This is a genomic window from Dyella terrae, from assembly GCF_022394535.1.
Taxonomy (GTDB): Bacteria; Pseudomonadota; Gammaproteobacteria; order Xanthomonadales; family Rhodanobacteraceae; genus Dyella.
Window position 1 is genome coordinate 2274720 of record NZ_CP089414.1, and the last position, 22416, is coordinate 2297135.

Sequence of the window (22416 nt, forward strand, 5' to 3'; positions counted from 1 at the left end):
CACGGCACGCACCCCTTCCCCAAGGCTGGTCGCGCCATCCCATATCCAGATGTCCAGCCCTCGCGAGCTGGCTGATGGCTATTTTTTGTTCGGAGTTCCAACAATGAAGCAAAAGACACTGCTGGCTACTGCCATCGCCGCAGCGCTGGTGCTGCAGACGTGGTCGGTGGCCGCACAGGATGCTGCCCCCGCCCAAGCTGATCAGTCCTCAGCCAAGAGCCTGGAAACCGTCACCGTCACCGGTTCGCGCATTCGTAGCGTGGACGTGGAGACCTCTCAGCCGGTCTTCACCATGGACAAGGCCGCCATCCAGGCGACCGGTCTGACCAACGTCAACGACATCCTTGCCCGCATGCCGTCCGCCGGCACGCCGGACATCACCCCGCAGGACACGCTGTCCAACGGTGCTGACGTCGGTGGCCGCTACGTCAACATCCGCAACCTCGGTTCGCAGCGCACGCTGGTGCTGGTCAATGGTCGCCGCTGGAGCACCAGCCTGTCCGGCCTGACCGACCTGTCGACCATCCCGGTCTCGATGATTGAGCGCATTGACATCCTCAAGGATGGCGCCTCATCCATCTACGGTTCCGACGCCATCGGCGGCGTGGTGAACATCATCACCCGCGAGAAGTTCGACGGCGCCGAAGCCAACGTCTACTACGGCCAGAACGGCAAGGGCGACGGCGAGACGCAGAACTACGATTTCACTTGGGGCCACAGCACCGAGAAGAACTCGATCATCGTCGGCGCCTCCTACCAGAACGTCGACCCGATGTGGAACAAGGAGCGTCCTGAGACCTCCTACGCCCAGGGTCCGCGTCACCCGACCGCTGGTCTGGGTCTGGGCCAGTACGGTCGCGTGGTCGATCCGACTACCGGTGACCAGTACGTGATCAACCACGGTTCGACCGCCACCGGCGACCTGTCGAACTACCACCTGTACGATCCCACCAGCACGGCCGACAAGTACAACACGCAGCGGGATATGACCTTCCGCGCCGGCACCAAGCTGAAGAACCTGTACCTGCAGGATCGCTACAAGCTGACCGACAACATCACGCTGCATGGCGCTGCCAGCTACAGCACCCGTGACACGTCCAGCCAGCTCTCCGGCTACCCGTTCCAGTCGGGTTCGGCTGCCACGCCGATCCTGATCAGCGGTCAGAACGCCTACAACCCGTTCCCGGGTGAGGACGCCGAATTCTTCCGCCGCACGGTGGAAATGCCCCGCGTCACGGACACGCAGTCCAAGCTGGCGCACATCGACCTGGGCGTCGATGGCTACTTCCAGTTCCTGAATCACGATTGGAGCTGGGACGCGGGCTTCACCTACGACGCCAACCACATCCGCATGCGCACCGCCGGCAATATCTACCTGCCGAATGCACGCGCGGCTCTGGGCCCGACGACCATGATCAACGGCCAGGTGGCTTGCGCCAGCGCCGCCGATCGCGCCGCCGGTTGCGTGCCGTGGAACATCCTCGCCGGTCCGGGCGGCACCCCGCAGTCGGTGCTGAACTACGTGAACTACGTGGGCACCGATCGCCAGGCCAGCTACACCTCCGACTGGAGCGCTAACGTCTCCGGTGGTCTGTTCGACCTGCCGGCTGGCACGGTGAGCCTGGCTGTGGGCGTGGAGCATCGCGGTGAGAAGGGCGACTTCCGCCCGGACGCTAACGACGCTGCCGGCCTGACGTCCAACCTCGCCAGCGCCCCGACCTCCGGCGCATACAACACCAACGAAGCGTACGCCGAGCTCGACGTGCCGCTGTTGCGTGACCTGCCGGGTGCACAGGAGCTGGGCCTGAACGTCGCCAGCCGCTACTCGCACTACAGCAACTTCGGCAGCACCACGAACAACAAGTACAGCTTCCGCTGGCGTCCGTTCGCGGACCTGCTGGTCCGTGGTACCTGGGCTCAGGGCTTCCGTGCGCCGACCATCAGCGATCTGTACGGTGGCACCGGTCAGAGCTTCGAGACCTTCCTCGATCCGTGTGATTCCAAGTTCGGCGCTGCCGCCAGCAACTCCGCCGTGGCTCAGCGTTGCGCCGCCGCTGGCGTGCCGGCTGGCTACCGCCAGATCGACCAGACCGGCGCCCAGATCACCAGCTCGGCTGGCGGTCAGACGCCGACGGCCTTCCTGTCCGGTTCGAACCCGAACCTGCAGCCGGAAACCTCGATCACCCGTACGCTGGGCCTGGTCTACAGCCCGCATCAGGTCGAAGGCCTGGACTTCTCGGTTGATTACTACAACATCTACGTGAAGAACATCATCACCGGCGTCGATGCCAACGACATCGCCAACCTGTGCTATGTGCAGAACGATTCGTCGTACTGCAACCGCTTCACGCGCACCCCGGTCCCGACCTCCAACCTGGTGGCCGGTTCGATCAACAACCTCAACGAAAGCCTGACCAACCTCGGCACGCTGAAGACCGAAGGCTACGACGTCGGTATCCACTACCGTCTGCCGGAAACCTCGTTCGGTCGCTTCCGCATCGCTTCGGACAGCACCTACCTGACGAAGTACGAAACGGCCAGCGGCCCGGGCGCCACGCCGATCAACCACGTCGGCTACATGACCAGCAACACCAGCCTCTTCGGTGAAGACGGCATGTACCGCCTGCGTTCCAACCTGCAGTTGGATTGGGATTACCGCGAGTTCGGCGCAAGCTGGACGGTCCGTTACTACTCGGGCCTGAAGGACAAGTGCTACACCGCTACGGTGGAGTGCAACATGCCGAACTACACGACCCCGGGCCTGGGTGGTTACGGCGTGAGCCAGAAGGGTTCGGTGGCGTTCAACGACGCGCAGATCCGCTACACGGCTCCGTGGAAGGGTACGTTCTCGGTCGGTGTGAACAACATCTTCAACAAGAAGGGTCCGTACTACTACGCGGTCACGACCTCGGGCACCGGCAGCTCGCCGTACAACCCGGCGTTCGACATCGACCGTTACTGGTACGTGTCGTACAACCAGAAGTTCTAAGCTCGAAAGAGTGCAGTACTTCGAAAAGGCGGGCCTTCGGGCCCGCCTTTTTTCTTGGCAGCGAGAATGTCCCGTGTCGTGCGATTAGCTGGCAGAACCCAGAATGGGTACACGCTGCGACACAGACGTCTTTTTTTGCCAAAGCACGGCCCAATTAGCGGGTAGCGGCAAATCCATAGAGCGTGGGATAGCCCGCAAACAGGCTGCCCTCGTAGCTGTGCGACAACGCACTGCCGATACAGTCGGCTACGCGCTGGGCGGCATCATCCACATCAAGCGGAACAGGCTCAAACATCACAACATCAAATCTTCCACGAGTGAATGTCAGGTAGTACGGGAGCAACGTAACCTGCATCCGCTTGCCAAGGCGAAAAACACCATCGTGAATACGCGATGGGCGACCGAAAATGCTCACCCCCACCGTGTCCATCGGATACCTGTGCATTGAATAAGGTGCGGCATCGGCGAAAAGAACCGCCATCTTGTCGCGTACCAGCGAACGCGCAAACCGAATTCCCAGGCTATTGCGAACGCCGTCGCCCTGCGTGTGCAAAATCTCCAATCCCGGTGTCAACTTTTCATCGCTCCCGAACTGATCATGTGGCACGCCCGAGACGATCGCGACATTGACCACGCCAAGCGCTCGCTGCACTTCATGCACGGCAAGCACATTTGCGTACTGCGATACGTAATGGAAGGGAGAAAGGATCACCAGCCGCCCAGATTGCTCCATCCATAGCTGCGCGACCACACCAGCGATCCGGTCACCGACCGCGACGATATCCGGTAGATGCTCCACGCCTTGCGATTTCTGCTGCCCAAGATGGATACGTCGGTCGATCAGGTTCTCCAGAACGCCGCTCGACATGGCCGCCAGCCACTTGCCACGATCAAGCGAAAACAGGTCCCGGCCCGTTTCATATCGAACGATACCGTTCCAACGCCAGCGTACATCGACGATGCTTCGGCACAACCAACGTACCTTTGCCCAACGTGCGATCGTGGCAAATGAAACCCGTAAAAGCAGCCAGTTGTGATACGCGTAGATGCGCCTATGCCATCTACGCGCAAGACTCATCGCTATCATGCGCTGAGCGCGCCAGATCGCCTCCATGATTCGCCGCCATGTATCACCCCACCTGCCCCTACGCATGCACAAGGCCATCCTGCACAAGTCGTCCGGGCATCTCAGGAGATCCACTCTGAACGCGTGCCTCACAGTCGACCGGAGCATCCGCCGCGAATGCCTTGTCACCCTCGGGACATACAGGCTGTAGCTGACCGTCGATCAACTCGAAGCGCCTTTCGAAATGAGCGGCGAGGGCATGGTCATGCGTAATGACCACGACTGTTCGATCAAGGCCAGACCACGGTGCCCGGCGTTACTGCGGATGAAACCCGATAGTACGAAGCGCTGAGCGGGATGTTGAAGTTACCCCCCCCAAGCCAGAGTTGTAACCGGTCGCAGCGACCAGGGCGCCGAGCTCGACCGGGTGGTTGTTGGCATCACTGATCTGCAACCCGACACCGGTGGCAGAAGAGCTATTGCCAAGGCCAATGACGCCGGACTGGGCGTCAAGTACGCTGACCCCTGATGCTGCATTCAGGCTGTACTGAATCGAGTTCAGCCCCGGCGGGCAGCCGTTGACAGCAATGACGAATCGCGTCGCCTCCCCGGTACTGCCTATGCCGGCGAAGCTGCTGACTGGCATGGGCTTCAACGTCACGGGCACGTCTGGTGTTGTGCATGCGCCCGCTGAGAATGTGATCTGACCGCTCGTTGCCGAGTAGATGAAGGTCGTCGTGCCATCAAAGTTCTCGCTGAAATTGGGAATATCGGTTGCCTTGACGCTCCCTCCCGTAACGAGTCCGGTCTTTACGAAGGTGTAGACCATGGACGGTCCAGCAAACCAGTACCAACCATAGGGCGCTGCTGTTGCACCCGGAAAGTTCGCAATCGTATAGGTCGTGCTGCCGGGAATGGTCAAACCACCACGCTGTATGCGAACACCGATGCCGGCGACATTGGTGCCATAGAGTCCCGGACTGATTTGCGGCCATGGCGTGCTCGTCAGGACACCGTTGACGGTGCCGTTGGGTGTATTGCATTGCGCAATCCAGGTACTGGAGTTTGTCTGTGAACCCGCCGCGAGCATGGGGCCGTTGACAACGGCAATGGTGCTGCCGACCGGCATGTCGCGCGGGACCATGATTGTGGATCCCGGCAACACGAGGGTGAACGTCTTGGGATTGCCATTGAGGGTGCTACACCCGGTCGCCCAGAGGGCATTGCTGACAAACAATGCAAGAAGAAAAAGGAATCCCTGGAGCCACAACACACTGCCTCGACGTGGGGGAACCCAGCGAGTGGTGGGCTCCGATGAATCAAGGGACGGACCGCCTGGATGACTCGTCATTCTCATATTCCACTCCCCGAACATGGTTGTTTCGCTCCCAAGGTTGAACTGTCACACCCGTGGCCTTGCGTTGCATGGCTTCGCAAGTGAAGGCGCCCGAGCACTTGCCCACTTCTCCTCCGCCCCGATGAGCGCGGTGGCCAGCCCGGTCGGGACCGAAAAATCCTGCGACAGAATGTCGAAAGGAAGTGAGCATCTCGATGATAAATACACTTAACACGGACATGAAAGTGTACTTTTCGCTTTGGCAAGTAATCTTATTGCCATGCAAAGATTCGGTGATCGACTCAAGGCTGCCCGTGCCGCCAAGGGGCTATCGCAACGCGCCCTGGGCGTGAAGGCCGGAGTCTCCGGAACTTCGATCAAATATTGGGAAGACGGAACGACGGACCCGGAAAACATCCGGAACGCCGCACTTCAGGCGGCTGCGGACGCGTTGGGCGTCACCGTGGTCTATTTGAAGACGGGAAGGGACGCGTCAAGGCGTGTCGGCCCTGCCTCAAGCCGACACATCGTCAAGGATGACGCCAGGCTAATCTCCGTTATTTCCTACGTGCAGGCGGGCGAATGGCTCAAGATATCCGACCCTGCAAACCTTGACGGCCTGCGGCCTCTGGTCATTGGGGGAGGACTGGCAGAGCGTCTCAGCGAAACCGCGTTTGCTCTCGAAATTGAGGGTGAGGCGATGCTGGACGAATTTCGACAGGGCGATATTGTCATCGTCGACCCCGGCATCGCTCCGCTTCCAGGGGATTTTGTCGTCGCAAAGCTCGATAACGACACGCGCGCCATCTTCCTGAAGTATCGACCTCGCGGCGTTGATCAGGCCAATAACCCTGTTTTTGAGCTCGTGCCTCTCAATGAGGATTTTGAAATCATTCGAGTCTCAACGGACAACCCGGGCCGCGTCATCGGGACCATGATGGAGCACCGGCGGCATCGGCGGCGCTGAACCAGAAGTGCCTTGATATCGCCTTGTTTCTGGACAAATGCGACGCGCATGCTGCCCCAATACCGGGGGCCTTCCCGCCGGCTTTAGCATGCATTCGCGGTGGCCTCTGCCAATTTCCGTGCCCATCGTCCATTCCCTCTCGAGCACACAGAGAGCTCACTAGCTCGCGCTCAGAGCAAGATGGGCCTGTCTGGCAGCTCGTCCGGTGCGTCCTTGTCGTTACCAGGAAAATGCTTCACCAACAGAGCATGGGCTTCGGCAATACCTTCGAGGCTGCCCTTGCGCCAATTACCGCGCGCAAAACTAAGCAGCATGTGATCGCGAACCACATCCCACTCGGCCTGCGTGACTGCCACAGCGACGCCACGGTCGGCGATGATCACCACGCGATGTTCCGCCATCAGCACGTAGAACAGTACGCCGCTGTTGTGCTCCGTATCCCACACTTGCAATTGCGCGAACACCTGTCGCGCACGATGTTCCGCACTCAAACCCGCCAGTACCGCACTCGGTGCCAGTCGCGATTCGATCGCGAAGCAAACTTCGCCGCGGTGGTCGCGCTCGCCCCGGGCGATCGCCGTGGTCATATCGTCCAGCAGGCTTTTGGGGAAACGTCGGCGTAGCTGGAACCAGCCGTCGAACAGATTCATGAAGAGGCGTTGCCTATTCGACATGTCACCAGCTCCCCGATGATCCGCCACCGCCAAAACTGCCACCGCCGCCGCTGAAGCCACCACCACCGAGGCCGCCGCCACCGCCGCCGAAGCCACCGAAGCCGCCGCCCCCAAAGCCACCCCAACCACCGCCACCGATCGAACGCCCTCCTCCACCCGGCAACAGCATCAGCACGCCACCAATGAGCGCACCGAAGATGCCAGCGCCTGCAGACGCCGCGAGCAGCCACACCAGCGCACCGGTGAGCACTGCCCCTACCGGTGTACGCAGCCACACCGTGGTACGCCCGAAGATGCTGCGCAGGAAGATGGCGATGAAGACGCCGAACAGCAGCACATGCCCGAAGTCGATGCCTCGTCGATGTTCGCGGTTGCTACTCTCCACCGGCGGCGGCAACGCTTCACCGTTGACGAGCTGGGTGAGCGCACCTACTGCGTCACTGATGCCGCCGAAGTAATCGTTGGTACGGAATTTCGGCGCGATGTACTCGCGGATGATGCGTGCTGTCGCCGCATCCGGCACGGCGCCTTCCAGGCCGTAACCTACCTCGATGCGCACGCGGCGATCATTCTTCGCCACGAGCAGTAGCAGGCCATCGTCCGTACCCTTACGACCGATCTTGTTCGCCTCCGCAACGGCCAGCGAATACTCCTCGATCTCCTGCGGCTGCGTGGTCGGCACCATCAACACGACCAACTGTGCGCCCTTGGTCTTCTCCAGCGACACCAGCTGTGCGTCGAGCTGGTCGACCTGCTGCGGCGTCAGCGTGCCCGTGAGGTCCGTGACATGACGCGTGAGGGAGGGAACGGCTTCATCGGCATGCAACTGTGCCAGCGGCAGCAGAGCCACCGCCAGCACGAGCAGCAGGCGCGTTACGCGCCTAATCATCTCAGTGCGCCGAGGCTGCAGGCGCAGGGCTGCCGAAGTCGACCGTCGGCGCCGTGGAAATGGCCTTCTCGTTCTCCACCGAGAAATTCGGCTTCACCTGGTAGCCGAACATCTTCGCGGTGAGGTTGTTCGGGAAGGTGCGGATCATCGAGTTGTATTCCTGCACCTCTTTCACGTAGCGGTTGCGCGCCACAGTGATGCGGTTTTCGGTGCCTTCCAACTGCGCTTGCAGGTTCTGGAACAGGCCGTCGGCCTTCAGCTGCGGGTAGTTCTCGCTGACCACCATCAGGCGCGACAACGCGCTAGACAGCTCACCCTGCGCGGCCTGGAATTGCTTGAGCTTCTCCGGGTCGTTCAGATCGGCGGTCGACAGCTGCGTGCTGCCCACCCTGGCGCGTGCATTGGTCACCTCGGTGAGCACACGTTCCTCGTGCTGGGCATAGCCCTTCACCGTATTGACCAGATTGGGCACGAGATCGGCGCGGCGCTGGTATTGGTTGAGCACCTCGGACCAGGCTGCCTTCACCGCCTCGTCCTGGCGCTGGATGGCGTTATATCCGCAACCCGACAGACCGACGGCGACCAGCAGCAATACAAGGACACGAAGAAGTTTCATGGTGGCGCTCCAATCCAGTGGAGCACCATTGCAGCATTCCGTCGTGAACGACGCAATCTTGCGCGCTCTCAAAGGTCCGGCCGGCAAAGGCAAACGACGTCTCGACGAACCAATCAGAACCAGTGGGGCCAGAGGATGAGCCCCCAGGTCAGGGCGGTCATGGCCAGCAGCAGGAACACCGCGGCTGAGCCCATATCCTTGGCGCGACCGGCCAGCTCGTGGAACTCCGGGCTGACCTTGTCGACCACGGCCTCCACCGCCGAATTGAGCAATTCAGCGGATAGCACCAGCACAGGAGGCAGCACCAGGGCAATCTTCTCCAACGGGCCGTTGCCGAGCCACAGGCCCAGCGGTACCAGGATCACGGCAATGCAGACTTCCAACCGGAACGACGCCTCGTGGCGCCAGCCGGCCTGCAGCCCTTTCATGGACCACTTGAAAGCGTTCCAGATTTGCCGGGGTCCGCGAAAACCGCTGGCGGCCATGGTGTCGTCCTCTGTGAGATTGCGGCACGGCCGCGTCCGCCCATGGCGTGCATAAGACCGGAATTTTGCCATATCCGCCCCATGGCGGGCAGATCGCAGCTTTCTGCATGCGGCAGCGCAACGTTACCTGAATGACGAATCGGTTACGCTTGGCCACTTTGTGACCAAATTCCCGGTCAAGCGAGCCGGTCACCCCGCGTGGCCGTTGTATGAACCGCAGTACGGACAATTGAATGGCAATCCAGAATCCACCGGTCTCACAGACCCGCTCGTTCAGCACCGTGTTCCTGATCGAGATGTGGGAGCGCTTCGGCTTCTACGGCATGCAGGTGCTCATGGTCACCTACATGATGAAGAAGCTCGGCTTCGCCGACAGCAAAGCAAACCTCGTGTGGGGCGCGGCCGCCGCGCTGATCTATGCCACCCCCGCCATCGGCGGCTGGGTCGGCGACAAACTGATCGGCACGCGCCGCACCATGGTCACCGGCGCCGTCGTGCTGACGCTGGGCTACGCGATGCTGTGGATTCCCTCCAACAACCCGACGCTCACCTACCTTTCGCTCGGTGTGATCATTGTTGGCAACGGCTTCTTCAAGCCCAACGCCGGCAACCTCGTACGCAAAATCTACGAGGGCGACGACGTACGCATCGATAGCGCCTTCACCATCTACTACATGGCGGTGAACGTCGGCTCGATGGTCTCAATGACGGCCACGCCGTGGATTCGCGACTACGTCGGCACGCATTATGGCGACGCCATGGGTTGGCACACCGCGTTTGGTGCGTGCGCCGTGGGCCTTGTGCTCGGCCTGATCAACTACTCACTGATGCATCGCACGCTGGCGCACATTGGCTCGCCTGCGGACGAACAGCCGCTGCAGGGCAAGCGCGTGCTGGCGCTTGTCGCTGCGTCGCTGGTGATCGTCGCCGTGGCCGCGTTCATCCTGCAGAGCCTGCTGGCCGCAAAGATCTGCGTATACCTGGCCGGCGTCGTGATCCTGGGCATCTTCGTGCACCTGATCCGCAACGCAGAGCAGAGTGAGCGCGCCGGCCTGATCGCCGCGCTGGTTCTTACCGTGCAAACAATCTTCTTCTTCATTTTCTATGCGCAGATGGCGACCTCGCTGAACCTGTTCGCGCAGAAGAACGTCAACCTGATGCAGGACTTCAACCTGGGCTTCACCCAGTTCCACATCACCTGGATCCCAGAGCAGTACCAGAACCTCAACGCCATCTGGATCGTGCTCCTCAGCCCTGTGCTGGTAGCGATCTACAACACGCTAGGCCGCGCGGGCAAAGATCCGTCGGTGGCCACCAAGTTCGCCTTCGGTTTCGCCGCAGTCGCACTAGGTTTCTTCATGTATGGCTTCGGCGCGATGAGCGCAGTCGACGGCCAGGTGTCCTCGTGGACCATGATCTGGGGCTACGGCCTGTACTCGCTGGGCGAGCTGCTGGTGAGTGGTCTGGGGCTGGCGATGATCGCTCGCTACGTGCCGGCCCGCATGGGCGGCTTCATGATGGGTGCGTACTACGTGGCCGTCGGCATCTCTCAGTACCTGGGCAGCGTGGTCGCCAACCTCGCCGCCATGCCTGAGAACATCAGCAGCCCGGTCGAGTCGCTGAACATCTACGTCGGCCTATTCAACAAGCTCGGCTTCGTGGGCATTGCCTGCACGGTGGTCGCCGTGGTGATGCTTCCGCTGATGAGCAAGCTCTCGCGCAGCCACTCCGAAGCGCACACGCCGCTGCCGGCTGTGCATAGCGAAGAAGTCTGATCGACACCTACTCGCCCCGCTCGTCGGGGCGAGTTCTTTTGGGGACCAAGGCCTGCCCATCCAGGGCCTGCGCATAGTGACGCACCGCCCTGCCCCATTCCGGGGAGGCCAGCGCAAACCGGCTAGTATCGCGGCCATGAAGCGCCCCAGCACCCAGCAACGCATCGGACCCCGCACCCTCTTCCGCAGCCTCGCCTGGCTGCGCATCTGCGCCATCGCCGGGCAGAGCACCGCCGTGCTTGTCTGTGCGTTGTGGATGCGCATGGATATCCCACTGCTGCCGCTGATGGTCGGCATTGGCTTGCTCGCGGTCTTCGCGGTGTTTGCTGCATGGCGCCTCACCCAGCCGTGGCCCATCCGCCAGTGGGAAACCATTCTCCATGTCGGTGTCGACACGCTGGTGCTGGGCTACCTGCTGCACTTCACCGGTGGTGCTAGCAATCCGTTTATCACGCTGCTGCTGATTCCTATTGCGCTAAGTGCGGCGGCGTTGACAGTCAACGCCGTGTTCACTGTCGCCGCAGTGGTCGGCGCGGCTTACGCGGTCTTGCTGTTCTGGTACGTGCCGCTGCCGGTGCCCATGCATTCCACCAGCGGCTTTTCGCTGCACGTGCTCGGCATGGGCGTGAACTTCGTGATCATGGCCGTGCTGCTGGGCTTCTTCATCAATCGCCTTGCACGTGCCGTGCGCCTGCAGCAGTTGGAGATGCAACGCGTGCGCGAACGCGCACTGCGCGACGAGGGCATCCTGGCCATTGCCACGCAGGCGGCGGGTGCCGCCCATGAACTGAACACGCCGCTGGCCACCATGCGTACGCTGCTGCCCGAGCTTCGCCGCGAGCACGCGGGCGACACCGCGCTGGCTGAAGACCTTGAGCTGCTGGAAGGACAGGTCGATCGCTGCCGCACCATCCTTCGCGAGATGGTCGCCTTCGGCAAAGCGCAGCTATCGCAGGAACCGGAACAGCTCACCGTCGATAAATTCATCCACGGCTGCCTGGAACGGTTTCAATTGCTACGGCCAGAAGCAGATCTTGCGCTTGCGCTCGACCAGGAAGCCGCACGCACTGTACTGCGCACGCCGCCAGGCCTACGTCACGCGCTACTCAACCTGCTGAACAACGCGGCCGACGCCTCCGCCCTCAATCACTCGCAGGCGGTAGCACTCACCGTGCGTCGTGATGGCGGCTGGCTGGAACTGATCGTGGCCGACCACGGCCCCGGCTTTGCCGACCCTACCGGCGAACTGTCGGAACTAGGCCGCTCGCATAAGCAAACAGGACTGGGCATCGGACTGGCGCTGGCTGAGGCCACGGCCGAACGCCTGGAAGGCGAATTGATCGCACTCAACACCGGGCACGGCGCACAAATGCGCCTGAGATTGCCGCTGGCCGTGATTGCTGCGCCATAATCCCTGCGGCGGATAGCCACAGTGGCGCATGGCCACATGGGCATGCGTTGTCGCAGCGGCGAAAATGCCCACATCGGCAGAACGCCGAGGAGAACACCATGAGCGATCAACAACTACTCATCATCGACGACGATGCCACTTTCGCCCGCGTGCTTGCGCGTGCACTCAGCTCGCGCGGCTTCGACGTGATCACCGCCAGCAATGCCGACGAGGCCCGCGCACTCACCCGCCGCCACCAACCGCGCTACTGCGTGCTTGATTTGAAGCTGGGTGAGGAAAACGGGCTGCGCCTGATTCCGGAACTACAAGCGCTGGTGCCAGAAATCCGCGTGCTGCTGCTGACCGGCTACGCGTCCATTGCCACGGCCGTCGAAGCCATCAAGCGCGGCGCGCACGACTATCTCGCCAAACCAGTGGATGCCGATGCCGTGGTTCGCGCGCTGCTCGACGGCGATACCAATACCGGCGAAGACGACGTGATCGACGCGCCGGAAGCGCCTCTCGCACTACGTCGTCTGGAGTGGGAACACATCCAGCGCGTGCTGACCGAATGCGATGGCAACATCTCGGAAACGGCCCGCCGCCTGGGCATGCATCGCCGCACGCTGCAACGCAAGCTCAGCAAGCACCCCGTTCGCGAACGCCCCGAACACGAAGAGTAAGAAGCTCGGGCGCCGGGAAATAGACGAAGCACGTGACACCCTCCGTGCTTCTCTCCCTGCTAGCCGCCCGTCGACTCTGCTTCAGCCGGCAACGGCTCCGCAGTGCCATCGCTCTCATCGCCGTAGATCGCCACATGCGGCACACCGTCGGCACCGATCCAGCCGCGATACATACCATCGGTATTGAACGGCATCGACACGGTGCCGTTCGCATCCAGCGCAATGGCGCCGCCATTACCGCCCATCGACGGAATTTCCTGATTAATCACTTCGGCCGCTGCGCGACGCAACGGCACGCGCATCTGAGTCACGCGCATGCAGATTTCATGCGCGGCCACGGTGCGAATGTAGTACTCACCCCAGCCCGTGCCGGACACCGCGCAGCCTGAATTGGCGTACGTGCCCGCACCAATGATCGGCGTGTCGCCAACGCGCCCCCAGCGCTTGTCGTTCATGCCGCCCGTGGACGTGCCCGCCGCCAGATGCCCTTGTGCATCGAGCGCTACCGCACCCACGGTACCGAAGTGCTTGGCGGTTTCAACGTCGGAGTGCTTTTCCTGGTTCTCGTCTTCCTTGAGCGCCTTCTGCAGCTGTTGCCAGCGCTCTTCCGTACGGAAATAAGCCGGGTCAACCAGCGTGATGCCTACCTGCTTGGCGAACTCTTCCGCACCGTCGCCCACTAGCATCACGTGTTGTGATTTCTCCATGACCGCGCGCGCCAGCAAGATAGGATTCTTCACGCGATGCACGCCAGCCACGGAACCCGCTTCCAGCGTGGCGCCATCCATGATGGCCGCATCCATTTCGTTCTTGCCGTCGTGGGTAAAGACGGAGCCCTTGCCTGCATTGAAGTTCGGGTCGTCTTCGAGCACGGTGATGGCCGCGGACACCGCATCCACCGCGGTCTTGCCGGCTTTGAGTTGCGCGTAGCCGCTCTGCAGAGCCTGCGTCAGCGCGGCGCGCACAGCCTTTTCCTTGGCTGGGGTCATGTCGCGTTTGATCACGCCCGCCCCCCCCGTGGATCACCAGCACCGGCGAAGCGGCATGACACATGGACGCTATCCCCAGCGCCGCGATGGCGGCGACAAGACGGCTGGACTTCACGGACGGTACTCCCCACAACGTTGGTGGGGAGTATAGCCAGCCGTTGCTTCATGCTCATCCGGAAGCGCATGGATCGCATCAGAACGCGATTCCGCCGCCTTGCGACCTTCGTACAGCATGTGCGGTCACCATTCCGTCGTATCCTTGGAAGCTGGCTCTCCCCTGCAAGAAGGCATCGCAATGGACAAGGTTTATGCAAGCGCGGCGCAAGCCCTCGACGGCCTGCTGTTCGACGACATGACCATCGCCGCCGGCGGCTTCGGCCTCTGTGGCATCCCCGAGAACCTGATCGCGGCGCTACTGGCGGCCGGCACCAAGGGCCTGACCATCGTGGGCAACAATGCCGGCGTAGACGACTTCGGCATGGGTCCTCTGCTCAAGACCCGCCAGGTCAAGCGCGTCTATGCCTCCTACGTGGGCGAGAACAAGGAATTCGAGCGTCAGGTGCTGGCCGGCGAACTGGAGCTCCACCTGGTACCGCAGGGCACGCTCGCCGAGAAGCTGCGCGCCGGCGGCGCGGGTATCCCGGGCTTCTACACGCGCACCGCATTCGGCACCAAGCTCGCCGATGGCAAGGAAACCAAGATCTTCAACGGCAAGGAATACGTGCTGGAAGAAGCCATCCACGCTGACGTCTCTATCGTGAAGGCGTGGAAGGGTGATCGCCTGGGTAACCTGGTGTTCCGCAAGACCGCGCGCAACTTCAACCCGATGATCGCCACCTGCGGCAAGATCTGCGTAGCCGAAGTGGAAGAACTGGTGGACGTGGGCGAGCTCGAGCCGGATGGCATCCACGTGCCCGGCATCTATGTCGACCGCATCATCAAGGGTCCGTCGTACGAGAAGCGCATCGAGTTCCGCACCGTTGCCGGCGCTAACACCGGCAAGGAAAGCCCGATCCGCACGGCCATGGCGCAACGCGCCGCCAAGGAATTGCAGGACGGCTTCTACGTGAACCTCGGCATCGGCATTCCCACGCTGGTCGCCAATTACATTCCGCCGGGCATGGATGTCACGCTGCAGTCGGAAAACGGCCTGCTCGGCATTGGCCCGTTCCCGGATGATGCCCACGTTGATCCCGACCTGATCAATGCCGGTAAGCAGACCATCACCACCCTGCCCGGCTCGAGCTTCTTCTCCAGCGCGGAATCGTTCGCGATGATCCGCGGCGGCCACGTCGACCTGTCGATCCTCGGCGGCCTGGAAGTGTCGTGCACCGGCGATCTCGCCAACTGGATGGTGCCGGGCAAGATGGTGAAGGGCCCCGGCGGCGCGATGGACCTGGTTAGTGGCGTGCAGCGCGTCGTGGTGCTGATGGAGCACACCGCGAAGGACGGTTCGCCCAAGATCAAGGACCAGTGCGACCTACCCATTACCGGCAAGGAATGCGTGGACCTGATCATCACCGACCTGTGCGTGTTCTCGGTCGAGAAGGGCAAGGGCCTGACGCTGATCGAGCTGCAGGACGGCGTAACGTTGGACGACGTGAAGACGAAGACGGGCTGCGCGTTCGCGGTGAGCCCGTCGTTGAAGCAGTAAACCGCACTGCGGCCTTCCAACTTTTGTTGGAAGGCCGCAAACACCGGCGCGCTACGCAGGCACCGGCGTCGATTCCGGAAAGCGAATGCGCGCGATGTGACGACGCCCATCGTGCGTTTGCAGCTCAAGCGGCCATTGGAAACGCTCGCTGATGCGCTGAGCGATGGCCAATTCGAAACCGTGGCGGTTGGCCCGGCCATGTGAGTCGTCGTAGCGGTGCGTCACCGTCACCATGCCCGGCATCACAGTGATTGCCACCGTGCCTCCTTCCGCCTGCTGGCAGGCGTTACGGATCAACTGCCAGCACAACACGGCAAAAACACGTGGCGAACCGTGCAAAGCGAAACGCGCGGGCTCGTCGAGCTCCAGCGTTATCGGGCGGCCCTCCAGCATCTCCAGCACATCGGGCAGTTCGTGGCGGATCACGTCGTTGACGACGAAATCCTCCTCGGTGAGCCCATTATCCGATTCACGCGCCAGAATCAGTAAGGCCTCGACCAGTGCTTCCATTTCGCGCGTGGAGCGCTTGATGCGTTGCACGGAACGCTGTCCGAATTCACCCAGCGAGGAATCGTCCGCCAACATGTCGGCGGACATCTTGATCACGGTGAGCGGGCTGCGCAGTTCGTGACTCGCGTCGCGGGTGAAATTGCGTTCGCGCTGGTTGTATCCGGCAATGCGGTTGGCGAACTCATAAAGGCTGCTCGCCAGCGTAGCCACGTCGGCGTCGGTACGGCGCGAGATCTGATCAGGTCGCCACCCGTCGAGGCCGGTGGATTGCTCATCCCAGGCGCTTACCGCTTGCGCGAGACGACTGATAGGGCCCCATTCGCGCCGCGCGGCCAACCACGACAGCACACTGATGATGACAATGAGCGCGAGCACCGCGCCCATCGGGGCGACGTCATAGAAGCCCATCAGGCACGCGATCACGATGGCCAGCAACTGCAAGCCAAAGATGATCGCCATGCGCCTATGGTACCGCCCGCTGCGGAATATCCGCGCGGGCTTGGAACTGCCCCTGCTGGCCATAATCAACTCATGCGGACACGATCATGCCGGCTGTGAGGCCGAGGCCACCTCCGATTCAAGATCGGCAAGGCGATATCCGGCGGAGTGGATGGTATGCAGCAGCGGACGCTCGAACGGTTTGTCGATGACGCGGCGCAGGTTGTAGAGGTGGGAACGCAATGTATCGGAATCGGGCAGCGTGTCGCCCCAGATTTCGCGCTCGATGTCACGGCGACTCACCACGCGGGGCGATTCGCGCATAAGGATCGCCAGCAGCTTCAGGCCGATCGGCGACACAGTGAGCTCTTGCCCGCTGCGCACCAACCGCAACGTAGCTGTGTCGAGCGTCATATCGCCTACGGTCAGGATTTCCGTGGACACCTGGCGACGATCGCGACGGATCAGCGCGCGCAGGCGGGCTTCCAATTCGCGTACTTCGAAGGGCTTGACCAAGTAGTCGTCGGCACCCGCCTCGAGGCCGATAAGCTTGTCCTCAAGCGTATCGCGCGCAGTCAGCATGAGTACCGGCGTAGATTTCTTGGCGTCGCGCCGCAACTTGCGGCACACGTCCAAGCCATCCATGCCCGGCAGCATCAGGTCGAGCACGACCACGTCGTAGCTGTTGGAAACAGCCAGATGCAAACCACTGACGCCATCGGCCGCGTAATCGACCGAATATCCCCTTCGCTCCAGAAATTCGCCGACCATTTCTGCGATCTGGCGATTGTCTTCGACCAGAAGGATCAGTCCTGCTTGTTCGTCGCGCGAGCTCATCCGTACCTCCTGAAGCTGACTTCACAAAGGTGAACAGCTAACGACCGGCATCGTGAGGGCCATGTGAAGACAATGACGCCCGATTCACGCGCGGTTGTGATTATCATCACGTCTCGCGCGTTTCAACGCAAAAGCGGTGCCAAGCCCTTCCATACGTTGTCCAGCACCATGGGCTCGCCGGCAGCCACGGGGTGCAGGCCATCGTCCTGCATCAGCGCCGGCTTCAGCGCCACCCCGTCCAGCAGGAACGGGACCAGGGCCACGTTCTTCGTCTTGGCCAGGTCGGCATAAATGGCGCGCAGGCCGTCCCGGTACTGCGGGCCGTAGTTGACCGGCAGCTCGATACCCAGCAACAGCACGCGTGCGTGAGCCTTCTGTCCGGCATCGACCATGGCCACTAGATTCTCCTTTAGCTGGGCCAGCGGCAGGCCCCTAAGGCCATCGTTGGCGCCCAACTCGATCACCAGTACTGCCGGCTGGTTCTTCTCCAGCAACGCAGGAAGGCGATTGCGCCCGCTCAGCGAGGTTTCGCCACTGATGCTGGCATTGACCACGGTCCAACCCGGCTCCATCTTGGCTGAGACGGTCCCCCAGCAGATGAACCCAGCCGGCCTCGACTGGAATGTTGTGTGCGGCGGACAGCGAATCGCCCAGCACGAGTACGGTTTTCGGCGGCGTCGCCTGCGCGGCGCCGATGACGGCACCCCACAGCAAGACCAGGCAGCAAAGGAAACGACGCATGAGTGGTAATGCCTCCGCAATGTCCGAGAGCCCACAGCCCGGCTCTAAGGGTGTCCTCTTGGACGCGGTCGATGTTAGCAAGTCAGTCCAGGGCCCCGAGGGGCGGCTCGACATCCTGAGTGGCGTGTCGCTGCAGGTGCGCGAGGGCGAGAGCTTCGCCATCGTCGGCGCGTCGGGTTCGGGCAAGACCACCCTGCTTGGCCTGCTTGCCGGTCTGGACACGCCCTCCAGTGGCCATATCGCCCTGGACGGCCACCCACTCGAACGCTTGGACGAGGAGGCGCGCGCCGACCTGCGCCGACGTTTGGTCGGCTTCGTGTTCCAGTCGTTCCATCTGTTGCCTGCCCTGACCGCCGAAGAAAACGTCATGCTGCCGCTGGAACTCGAAGGCCGCGATGACGCACGGGCCCGTGCCCGTGAAGCGCTGGAAGCCGTCGAGCTGACGCCGCGACGCCGGCACTACCCGGCCCAGCTATCGGGCGGCGAACAGCAGCGCGTGGCGATCGCCCGTGCCTTCGTGCACAGCCCCCGCCTGCTGTTCGCGGACGAGCCCACTGGCAACCTGGACCAGCGCACCGGACAGCACGTGAGCGACCTGTTGTTTTCGCTCAACCATGATCACCGCACGACACTGGTGCTGGTCACGCACGATCCGCGGCTCGCCGCGCGTTGCGCGCGGCAGGTGACGTTGGACAACGGCCGTGTGGTCACGGCTCCACGCGCATCCGCGGCGGTGGCGCCGTGATGGCGGCTACCTTCACCGGGTGGCGCGCATGAGGCTGCTGACGCTATCCCTGCGCACCTTGCGTCGCGAATGGCATCTACCCGAGCTACGCACGCTTGGCGCCTCACTGGTGCTTGCCGTGGTGGCGCTGGGCGTGGTCGCCACACTGGCCGCGCGCATGGAACGTGGCGTACTCGCCAGCGCAGCCGAGCTGATCGGCGGCGACCTTGGCATCAGCGCACCGCAATCGTTGCCGCCGGACTATGCAGCGCAAGCGCACCAACGCGGCCTGCAGGTCACGCAGGGCGCGAGCTTCCCCAGCGTGGCCTTCGCGCATGAGCAAAGCCAACTGCTCGACGTGCTCGCTACCGACAACGCTTATCCGCTGCGCGGCACGATGGAGCTGGCACAAGGCACCGGTGACACCACCGCAGGCCACGGGCCGGCAGCAGGTGCGGTCTATCTCGACCATCGCGCGCTGGTCGCCTTGGGCCTGAAGGTCGGCGACAGCCTGCAGTTGGGCGGGCGCGACCTGCGCATCGCCGCGGAACTGGTGCGCCTGCCCGATGGTGGTGAACTCGTGGCCATGGCGCCGCGCGCACTCATGAACATCGGCGATGCCGAGCAGGCCGGCCTACTCGGCGTGGGCAGCCGCGCGCGCCATCGGCTGCTGGTGGCAGGCCAGCCTTCCCCAGTACAGGACTGGCGGACCTGGGTGGAAGCCCAGACCCTGCCGCAAGGCGCGGAGCTAATCACGCCGGAGCAAACTCAGGAACGCATGCGCAGCGCCTTCGACCGCGCCAGCGCCTTCCTGCGCCTCACGGCACTGCTTTCCGCGTTGCTGGCCGGCGTCGCCATTGCGCTGGCCGCACAGCGCTATGCGCGTCGCAAGACCAACGAAGTGGCACTGCTGCGCGCACTCGGCACGCCACGCCGGCAAGTGCTGGGCCTGCTGGTCGGCACGCTGGGCTTGCTCGCCGTGCCTTCCGTGATTGTCGGCGCCCTGCTAGCGCTCGGTATGGCGCAGATCACCTGGGGCTTTGCCAGCGAACTGTTCTCTGCCATCCCGACCACGCTGCCCCTGGAGCCCGCCATCGCCGCTGCCGTCATGGGCTTGGCGGTGCTCGCCGGCTTTGCGTTACCGCCGCTAGCGCGGCTTGCGGAGGTGCCACCGGTCGCTGTCTTCCGCGAAAGCGCGGCGCGACGCGTGCGCCGTTTCGATGCGCTGTATCTCGTACCTGCCCTGGTAGCGCTGTTACTGATCTGGAGCCAGAGCGGCTCGGCCAAGCTGGCAGGCATCCTTGCCGTGAGCCTGCTGGGTGTGGCCGTGGTCGCTGCCCTGCTCTCCGCCTTGCTGCTTTGGACAGCGCGACGCGTGGCGCCTGGAGCGCATCCTGCGCTACGCCTTGGGCTTGCTGCACTGGCTCGCCGTCGCGGCATGAGCTTGCTGCAGGCCACGGCACTGAGCCTGGGGCTGGTCGCGCTGTTGCTGCTGGCTATCGTTGCACCGGCCTTGCTCGAAGGTTGGCGACGCGAACTGCCGGCCGACACACCCAACTGGTTCGTGCTCAACCTGCAGGACGATCAACGCGAAGGTTTCGAGCAGGCTCTTGCACGCATCGGCGGCCAGAAGCTCAATATGGCCCCGCTTGCCGTGGGCAAGCTCACGGCCATCAACGGCCAGCCCATTGATCAGATGCACTTCAAGGACGAGCGCGCCAAGGACTGGTCCGACCGCCAACTGCGCCTGTCCTGGGCCAGCGATCTGCCACCGAGCAACGAGGTGATCGCCGGGCAATGGCACGGCGAGCATCCGGCCGACGCCGAAGTATCCATCGACACGATGTGGCGCGACATGTACGGCCTGAAGGTCGGCGACATGATGCGTTTCAACGTGGGCGAAGGCAGCATCGACGCGCGGGTAGGCAGCATCCGCAAGGTGGATTGGACGTCGTTCCGGGTGAATTTCTTCCTGGTGTTCGATCCGGCGCATGCCGCCTCGTTGCCACATACGTGGATTGCCAGTTTCTACCTTCCGCGTGGACACGCCGAATCCCTGGCGCAACTCAGCCGTGATTACAGCAACCTCAGCCTGATCGACGTCGACGCCATGCTCGACCGCGTGCGCGAGATCGTGAATCAGGTAAGCGGTGCCGTGCGCTGGGTGCTTGCTTTCAGCCTGCTCGCAGGCGCACTGGTACTTGCTGCCGCACTCGCGTCCAGCGCGCAGGAGCGTCGCCACGAAGCCGCCCTGCTGCGCACGCTGGGCGCGCGCCGCACGCAGCTGCGCATGGCGGCGGCCTGCGAATTCGGGCTGCTGGGACTCGTGGCGGGCCTCACTGCCGCATTCGGTGCGGCGGGCACCGGGCTGTGGCTAGGACATGCCATCTTCCACATCGAACATTTCGTTCCGCCACTGGGATCGCTGCTGCTGGCTGCCCTCGCTGCCGCCGTCGTGGTGATGATGCTGGGCCTGATTGGCACGGCGCGCGTCAGCCGCACATCGCCCATGCAGCTGCTAAGGGAAGCCTGAGTGCATTGGATCAAACGTGTTGCGCACGAACACCTGCTCATTGGCTTTGGGTTGCTGGCCATCGTGCTGGCGATCGTCGACCCGCATCCGCTGGCCACTTACCAGCGCTGGCTGCAACTGCCAACGTTGGCCGGCCTGCTGGGGTTGATGATCTGTATCCAGGGCATCCGTGACAGCGGTCTGGTGCAACATGCCGCCGCAGCGCTGGTCGAGCGCGTGCACTCGTTGCGTGGCCTGGGCGTGTTGCTGGTAAGTGCAACGGCGTTGCTCTCAATGGTGCTCACCAATGACGTGAGCCTGTTCCTGCTGGTGCCACTGACGCTCGCCATCGGCACCATCTCCAATCTGCCCGTGATGCGCACGGTGGTGTTGGAGGCGCTGGCCGTCAACGCGGGTTCCACGCTCAGCCCCATCGGCAACCCGCAGAACCTGCTGTTATGGCAATACACGCATCTGCCCTTCATGGAGTTCGTGCAGAAGATGCTGCCGGCGTTCGGCACCATGTTTATCCTGCTGCTTCTGCTGACCGTGGCGTGGATGCCGCGTGGCCGCGTGATCCTGCATGCCAAGGACATCGATGGCCATCCGGTATCGACCCCGCAGGCGATCCTGTCGGTGCTGGCGCTGGGCAGCATGGTGCTGATGATGGAGCACAACCACGCGGTGCTCGGTGCGCTGCTGCTGTTCGTGCCCTTCGCCCTGCTGGAGCGCGGCACGCTGCGCCGTGTGGACTGGTTTTTGCTGGCAACGTTTGCAGCAATCTTTCTGGGCTTGGGCCATTTTGCCGAGCTCGCGTGGGTACAACGCGGGCTGGAAAGCCTCGATCTGGAACATCCGCTCACGCTTTACGCCAGCGGCATCCTCGCCTCGCAGCTAATCAGCAACGTTCCGGCTACCGTGCTGCTGCTACGCCACGCACCTGACCCGATGGCGCTGGCTGTCGCGGTGAACGTGGGTGGTTTCGGCGTAGCCATTGGCTCACTCGCCAACCTGATCGCTCTGCGCCTTGCGAGGCAGCCGCGCGGTGCGCGGCTGCTGCATGTGGTGTCCATACCGTTTCTGCTGGTGTGCGCGCCGCTGGTCTATTTCGTGTATCACTGGATCAGCTGATCAGCCAGCG

17 protein-coding genes and 2 pseudogenes are annotated in these 22416 nt (G+C 62.7%); 9 read left to right on the forward strand and 10 right to left on the reverse strand.

Features of this window, described 5'->3' with window-relative positions; all coding sequences use genetic code 11:
• Positions 1–103 precede the first annotated feature (103 nt).
• Positions 104–2989, forward strand: a complete 2886-nt coding sequence (locus DYST_RS09760) for a TonB-dependent receptor plug domain-containing protein (protein WP_239951593.1) — start codon at positions 104–106, stop codon at positions 2987–2989.
• A gap of 154 nt (positions 2990–3143) precedes the next feature.
• On the opposite strand, the gene DYST_RS09765 is transcribed toward DYST_RS09760, so the two are convergent.
• Entirely contained in the window at positions 3144–4103 is a 960-nt protein-coding gene (locus DYST_RS09765) for a hypothetical protein (protein ID WP_239951595.1), read from the reverse strand.
• Positions 4104–4371: 268 nt separating this feature from the next.
• Positions 4372–5328 (reverse strand): fimbrial protein, encoded by a 957-nt coding sequence (locus DYST_RS09770; protein ID WP_239951597.1) that lies wholly within the window; start codon positions 5326–5328, stop codon positions 4372–4374.
• A 343-nt stretch (positions 5329–5671) separates the two neighbouring features.
• Between DYST_RS09770 and DYST_RS09775 the strand changes: the two genes are divergently transcribed.
• Entirely contained in the window at positions 5672–6358 is a 687-nt protein-coding gene (locus DYST_RS09775) for a helix-turn-helix domain-containing protein (protein WP_239951599.1), read from the forward strand.
• A gap of 170 nt (positions 6359–6528) precedes the next feature.
• Here the strand turns inward: DYST_RS09775 and DYST_RS09780 are convergent, their stop codons facing one another.
• The 4 genes from DYST_RS09780 to DYST_RS09795 all read right to left on the reverse strand — a co-directional run bounded on the left by DYST_RS09780 (position 6529) and on the right by DYST_RS09795 (position 9022).
• Complete coding sequence (locus DYST_RS09780) at positions 6529–7032, reverse strand: TPM domain-containing protein (RefSeq protein WP_239951601.1); 504 nt, start codon at positions 7030–7032, stop codon at positions 6529–6531.
• Between the two features lies 1 nt (position 7033).
• Positions 7034–7921, reverse strand: coding sequence for a TPM domain-containing protein (locus DYST_RS09785; RefSeq protein ID WP_239951603.1), 888 nt, complete (start codon positions 7919–7921; stop codon positions 7034–7036).
• A 1-nt stretch (position 7922) separates the two neighbouring features.
• Complete coding sequence (locus DYST_RS09790) at positions 7923–8537, reverse strand: LemA family protein (RefSeq protein WP_102302144.1); 615 nt, start codon at positions 8535–8537, stop codon at positions 7923–7925.
• A 113-nt stretch (positions 8538–8650) separates the two neighbouring features.
• Positions 8651–9022: a diacylglycerol kinase gene (locus tag DYST_RS09795; RefSeq protein ID WP_102302143.1), complete on the reverse strand. Its 372-nt coding sequence runs from the start codon at positions 9020–9022 to the stop codon at positions 8651–8653.
• 233 nt (positions 9023–9255) lie between these two features.
• On the opposite strand from DYST_RS09795, the gene DYST_RS09800 reads away from it, so the two are divergent.
• From DYST_RS09800 to DYST_RS09810, 3 genes are all read left to right on the forward strand, one after another.
• The gene (locus tag DYST_RS09800; RefSeq protein ID WP_239951605.1) at positions 9256–10797 is read left to right on the forward strand and encodes a peptide MFS transporter; all 1542 of its coding nucleotides are present in this window, start codon (positions 9256–9258) and stop codon (positions 10795–10797) included.
• Positions 10798–10933: 136 nt separating this feature from the next.
• A complete protein-coding gene (locus DYST_RS09805) occupies positions 10934–12208 on the forward strand; it encodes an ATP-binding protein (RefSeq protein ID WP_239951607.1) in 1275 nt (424 codons plus the stop codon).
• Between the two features lie 98 nt (positions 12209–12306).
• Positions 12307–12870 (forward strand): response regulator transcription factor, encoded by a 564-nt coding sequence (locus DYST_RS09810; protein ID WP_239951609.1) that lies wholly within the window; start codon positions 12307–12309, stop codon positions 12868–12870.
• Between the two features lie 59 nt (positions 12871–12929).
• Here DYST_RS09810 and DYST_RS09815 read toward each other — a convergent pair.
• Positions 12930–13923, reverse strand: a pseudogene (locus tag DYST_RS09815) (isoaspartyl peptidase/L-asparaginase family protein).
• Positions 13924–14154: 231 nt separating this feature from the next.
• On the opposite strand from DYST_RS09815, the gene DYST_RS23995 reads away from it, so the two are divergent.
• Positions 14155–15513 (forward strand): 3-oxoacid CoA-transferase, encoded by a 1359-nt coding sequence (locus tag DYST_RS23995; protein ID WP_275666954.1) that lies wholly within the window; start codon positions 14155–14157, stop codon positions 15511–15513.
• A 51-nt stretch (positions 15514–15564) separates the two neighbouring features.
• On the opposite strand, the gene DYST_RS09830 is transcribed toward DYST_RS23995, so the two are convergent.
• The 3 genes and pseudogenes from DYST_RS09830 to DYST_RS09840 all read right to left on the reverse strand — a co-directional run bounded on the left by DYST_RS09830 (position 15565) and on the right by DYST_RS09840 (position 18039).
• The gene (locus tag DYST_RS09830; RefSeq protein ID WP_239951611.1) at positions 15565–16482 is read right to left on the reverse strand and encodes a sensor histidine kinase; all 918 of its coding nucleotides are present in this window, start codon (positions 16480–16482) and stop codon (positions 15565–15567) included.
• A gap of 84 nt (positions 16483–16566) precedes the next feature.
• A complete protein-coding gene (locus DYST_RS09835; protein ID WP_102302134.1) occupies positions 16567–17298 on the reverse strand; it encodes a response regulator transcription factor in 732 nt (243 codons plus the stop codon).
• Positions 17299–17420: 122 nt separating this feature from the next.
• Positions 17421–18039: pseudogene (locus tag DYST_RS09840) on the reverse strand (arylesterase).
• A 19-nt stretch (positions 18040–18058) separates the two neighbouring features.
• Here DYST_RS09840 and DYST_RS09845 point away from each other — a divergent pair.
• Genes DYST_RS09845 through DYST_RS09855 form a run of 3 tightly spaced genes read left to right on the forward strand, consistent with a single transcriptional unit; the run spans position 18059 to position 22406 of the window.
• On the forward strand, positions 18059–18784 hold the full coding sequence (locus DYST_RS09845) for an ABC transporter ATP-binding protein (RefSeq protein ID WP_239952095.1): 726 nt from the start codon (positions 18059–18061) through the stop codon (positions 18782–18784).
• Positions 18785–18812: 28 nt separating this feature from the next.
• Positions 18813–21296 (forward strand): ABC transporter permease, encoded by a 2484-nt coding sequence (locus DYST_RS09850; protein ID WP_239951612.1) that lies wholly within the window; start codon positions 18813–18815, stop codon positions 21294–21296.
• Complete coding sequence (locus tag DYST_RS09855) at positions 21297–22406, forward strand: SLC13 family permease (protein ID WP_239951613.1); 1110 nt, start codon at positions 21297–21299, stop codon at positions 22404–22406.
• The last annotated feature ends 10 nt before the right edge of the window (positions 22407–22416 follow it).

Excerpts from the sequence above, each read along its gene's own strand:
- DYST_RS09830 (WP_239951611.1), bottom strand. The coding sequence starts at position 16,482 with ATGGCGATCATCTTTGGCTTGCAGTTGCTGGCCATCGTGATCGCGTGC.
- DYST_RS09850 (WP_239951612.1), top strand. The coding sequence starts at position 18,813 with ATGAGGCTGCTGACGCTATCCCTGCGCACCTTGCGTCGCGAATGGCAT.
- DYST_RS23995 (WP_275666954.1), top strand. The coding sequence starts at position 14,155 with ATGGACAAGGTTTATGCAAGCGCGGCGCAAGCCCTCGACGGCCTGCTG.
- DYST_RS09780 (WP_239951601.1), bottom strand. The coding sequence starts at position 7,032 with ATGTCGAATAGGCAACGCCTCTTCATGAATCTGTTCGACGGCTGGTTC.
- DYST_RS09765 (WP_239951595.1), bottom strand. The coding sequence starts at position 4,103 with ATGGAGGCGATCTGGCGCGCTCAGCGCATGATAGCGATGAGTCTTGCG.
- DYST_RS09785 (WP_239951603.1), bottom strand. The coding sequence starts at position 7,921 with ATGATTAGGCGCGTAACGCGCCTGCTGCTCGTGCTGGCGGTGGCTCTG.
- DYST_RS09845 (WP_239952095.1), top strand. The coding sequence starts at position 18,059 with ATGTCCGAGAGCCCACAGCCCGGCTCTAAGGGTGTCCTCTTGGACGCG.
- DYST_RS09760 (WP_239951593.1), top strand. The coding sequence starts at position 104 with ATGAAGCAAAAGACACTGCTGGCTACTGCCATCGCCGCAGCGCTGGTG.
- DYST_RS09795 (WP_102302143.1), bottom strand. The coding sequence starts at position 9,022 with ATGGCCGCCAGCGGTTTTCGCGGACCCCGGCAAATCTGGAACGCTTTC.
- DYST_RS09790 (WP_102302144.1), bottom strand. The coding sequence starts at position 8,537 with ATGAAACTTCTTCGTGTCCTTGTATTGCTGCTGGTCGCCGTCGGTCTG.
- DYST_RS09835 (WP_102302134.1), bottom strand. The coding sequence starts at position 17,298 with ATGAGCTCGCGCGACGAACAAGCAGGACTGATCCTTCTGGTCGAAGAC.
- DYST_RS09810 (WP_239951609.1), top strand. The coding sequence starts at position 12,307 with ATGAGCGATCAACAACTACTCATCATCGACGACGATGCCACTTTCGCC.
- DYST_RS09775 (WP_239951599.1), top strand. The coding sequence starts at position 5,672 with ATGCAAAGATTCGGTGATCGACTCAAGGCTGCCCGTGCCGCCAAGGGG.
- DYST_RS09805 (WP_239951607.1), top strand. The coding sequence starts at position 10,934 with ATGAAGCGCCCCAGCACCCAGCAACGCATCGGACCCCGCACCCTCTTC.
- DYST_RS09800 (WP_239951605.1), top strand. The coding sequence starts at position 9,256 with ATGGCAATCCAGAATCCACCGGTCTCACAGACCCGCTCGTTCAGCACC.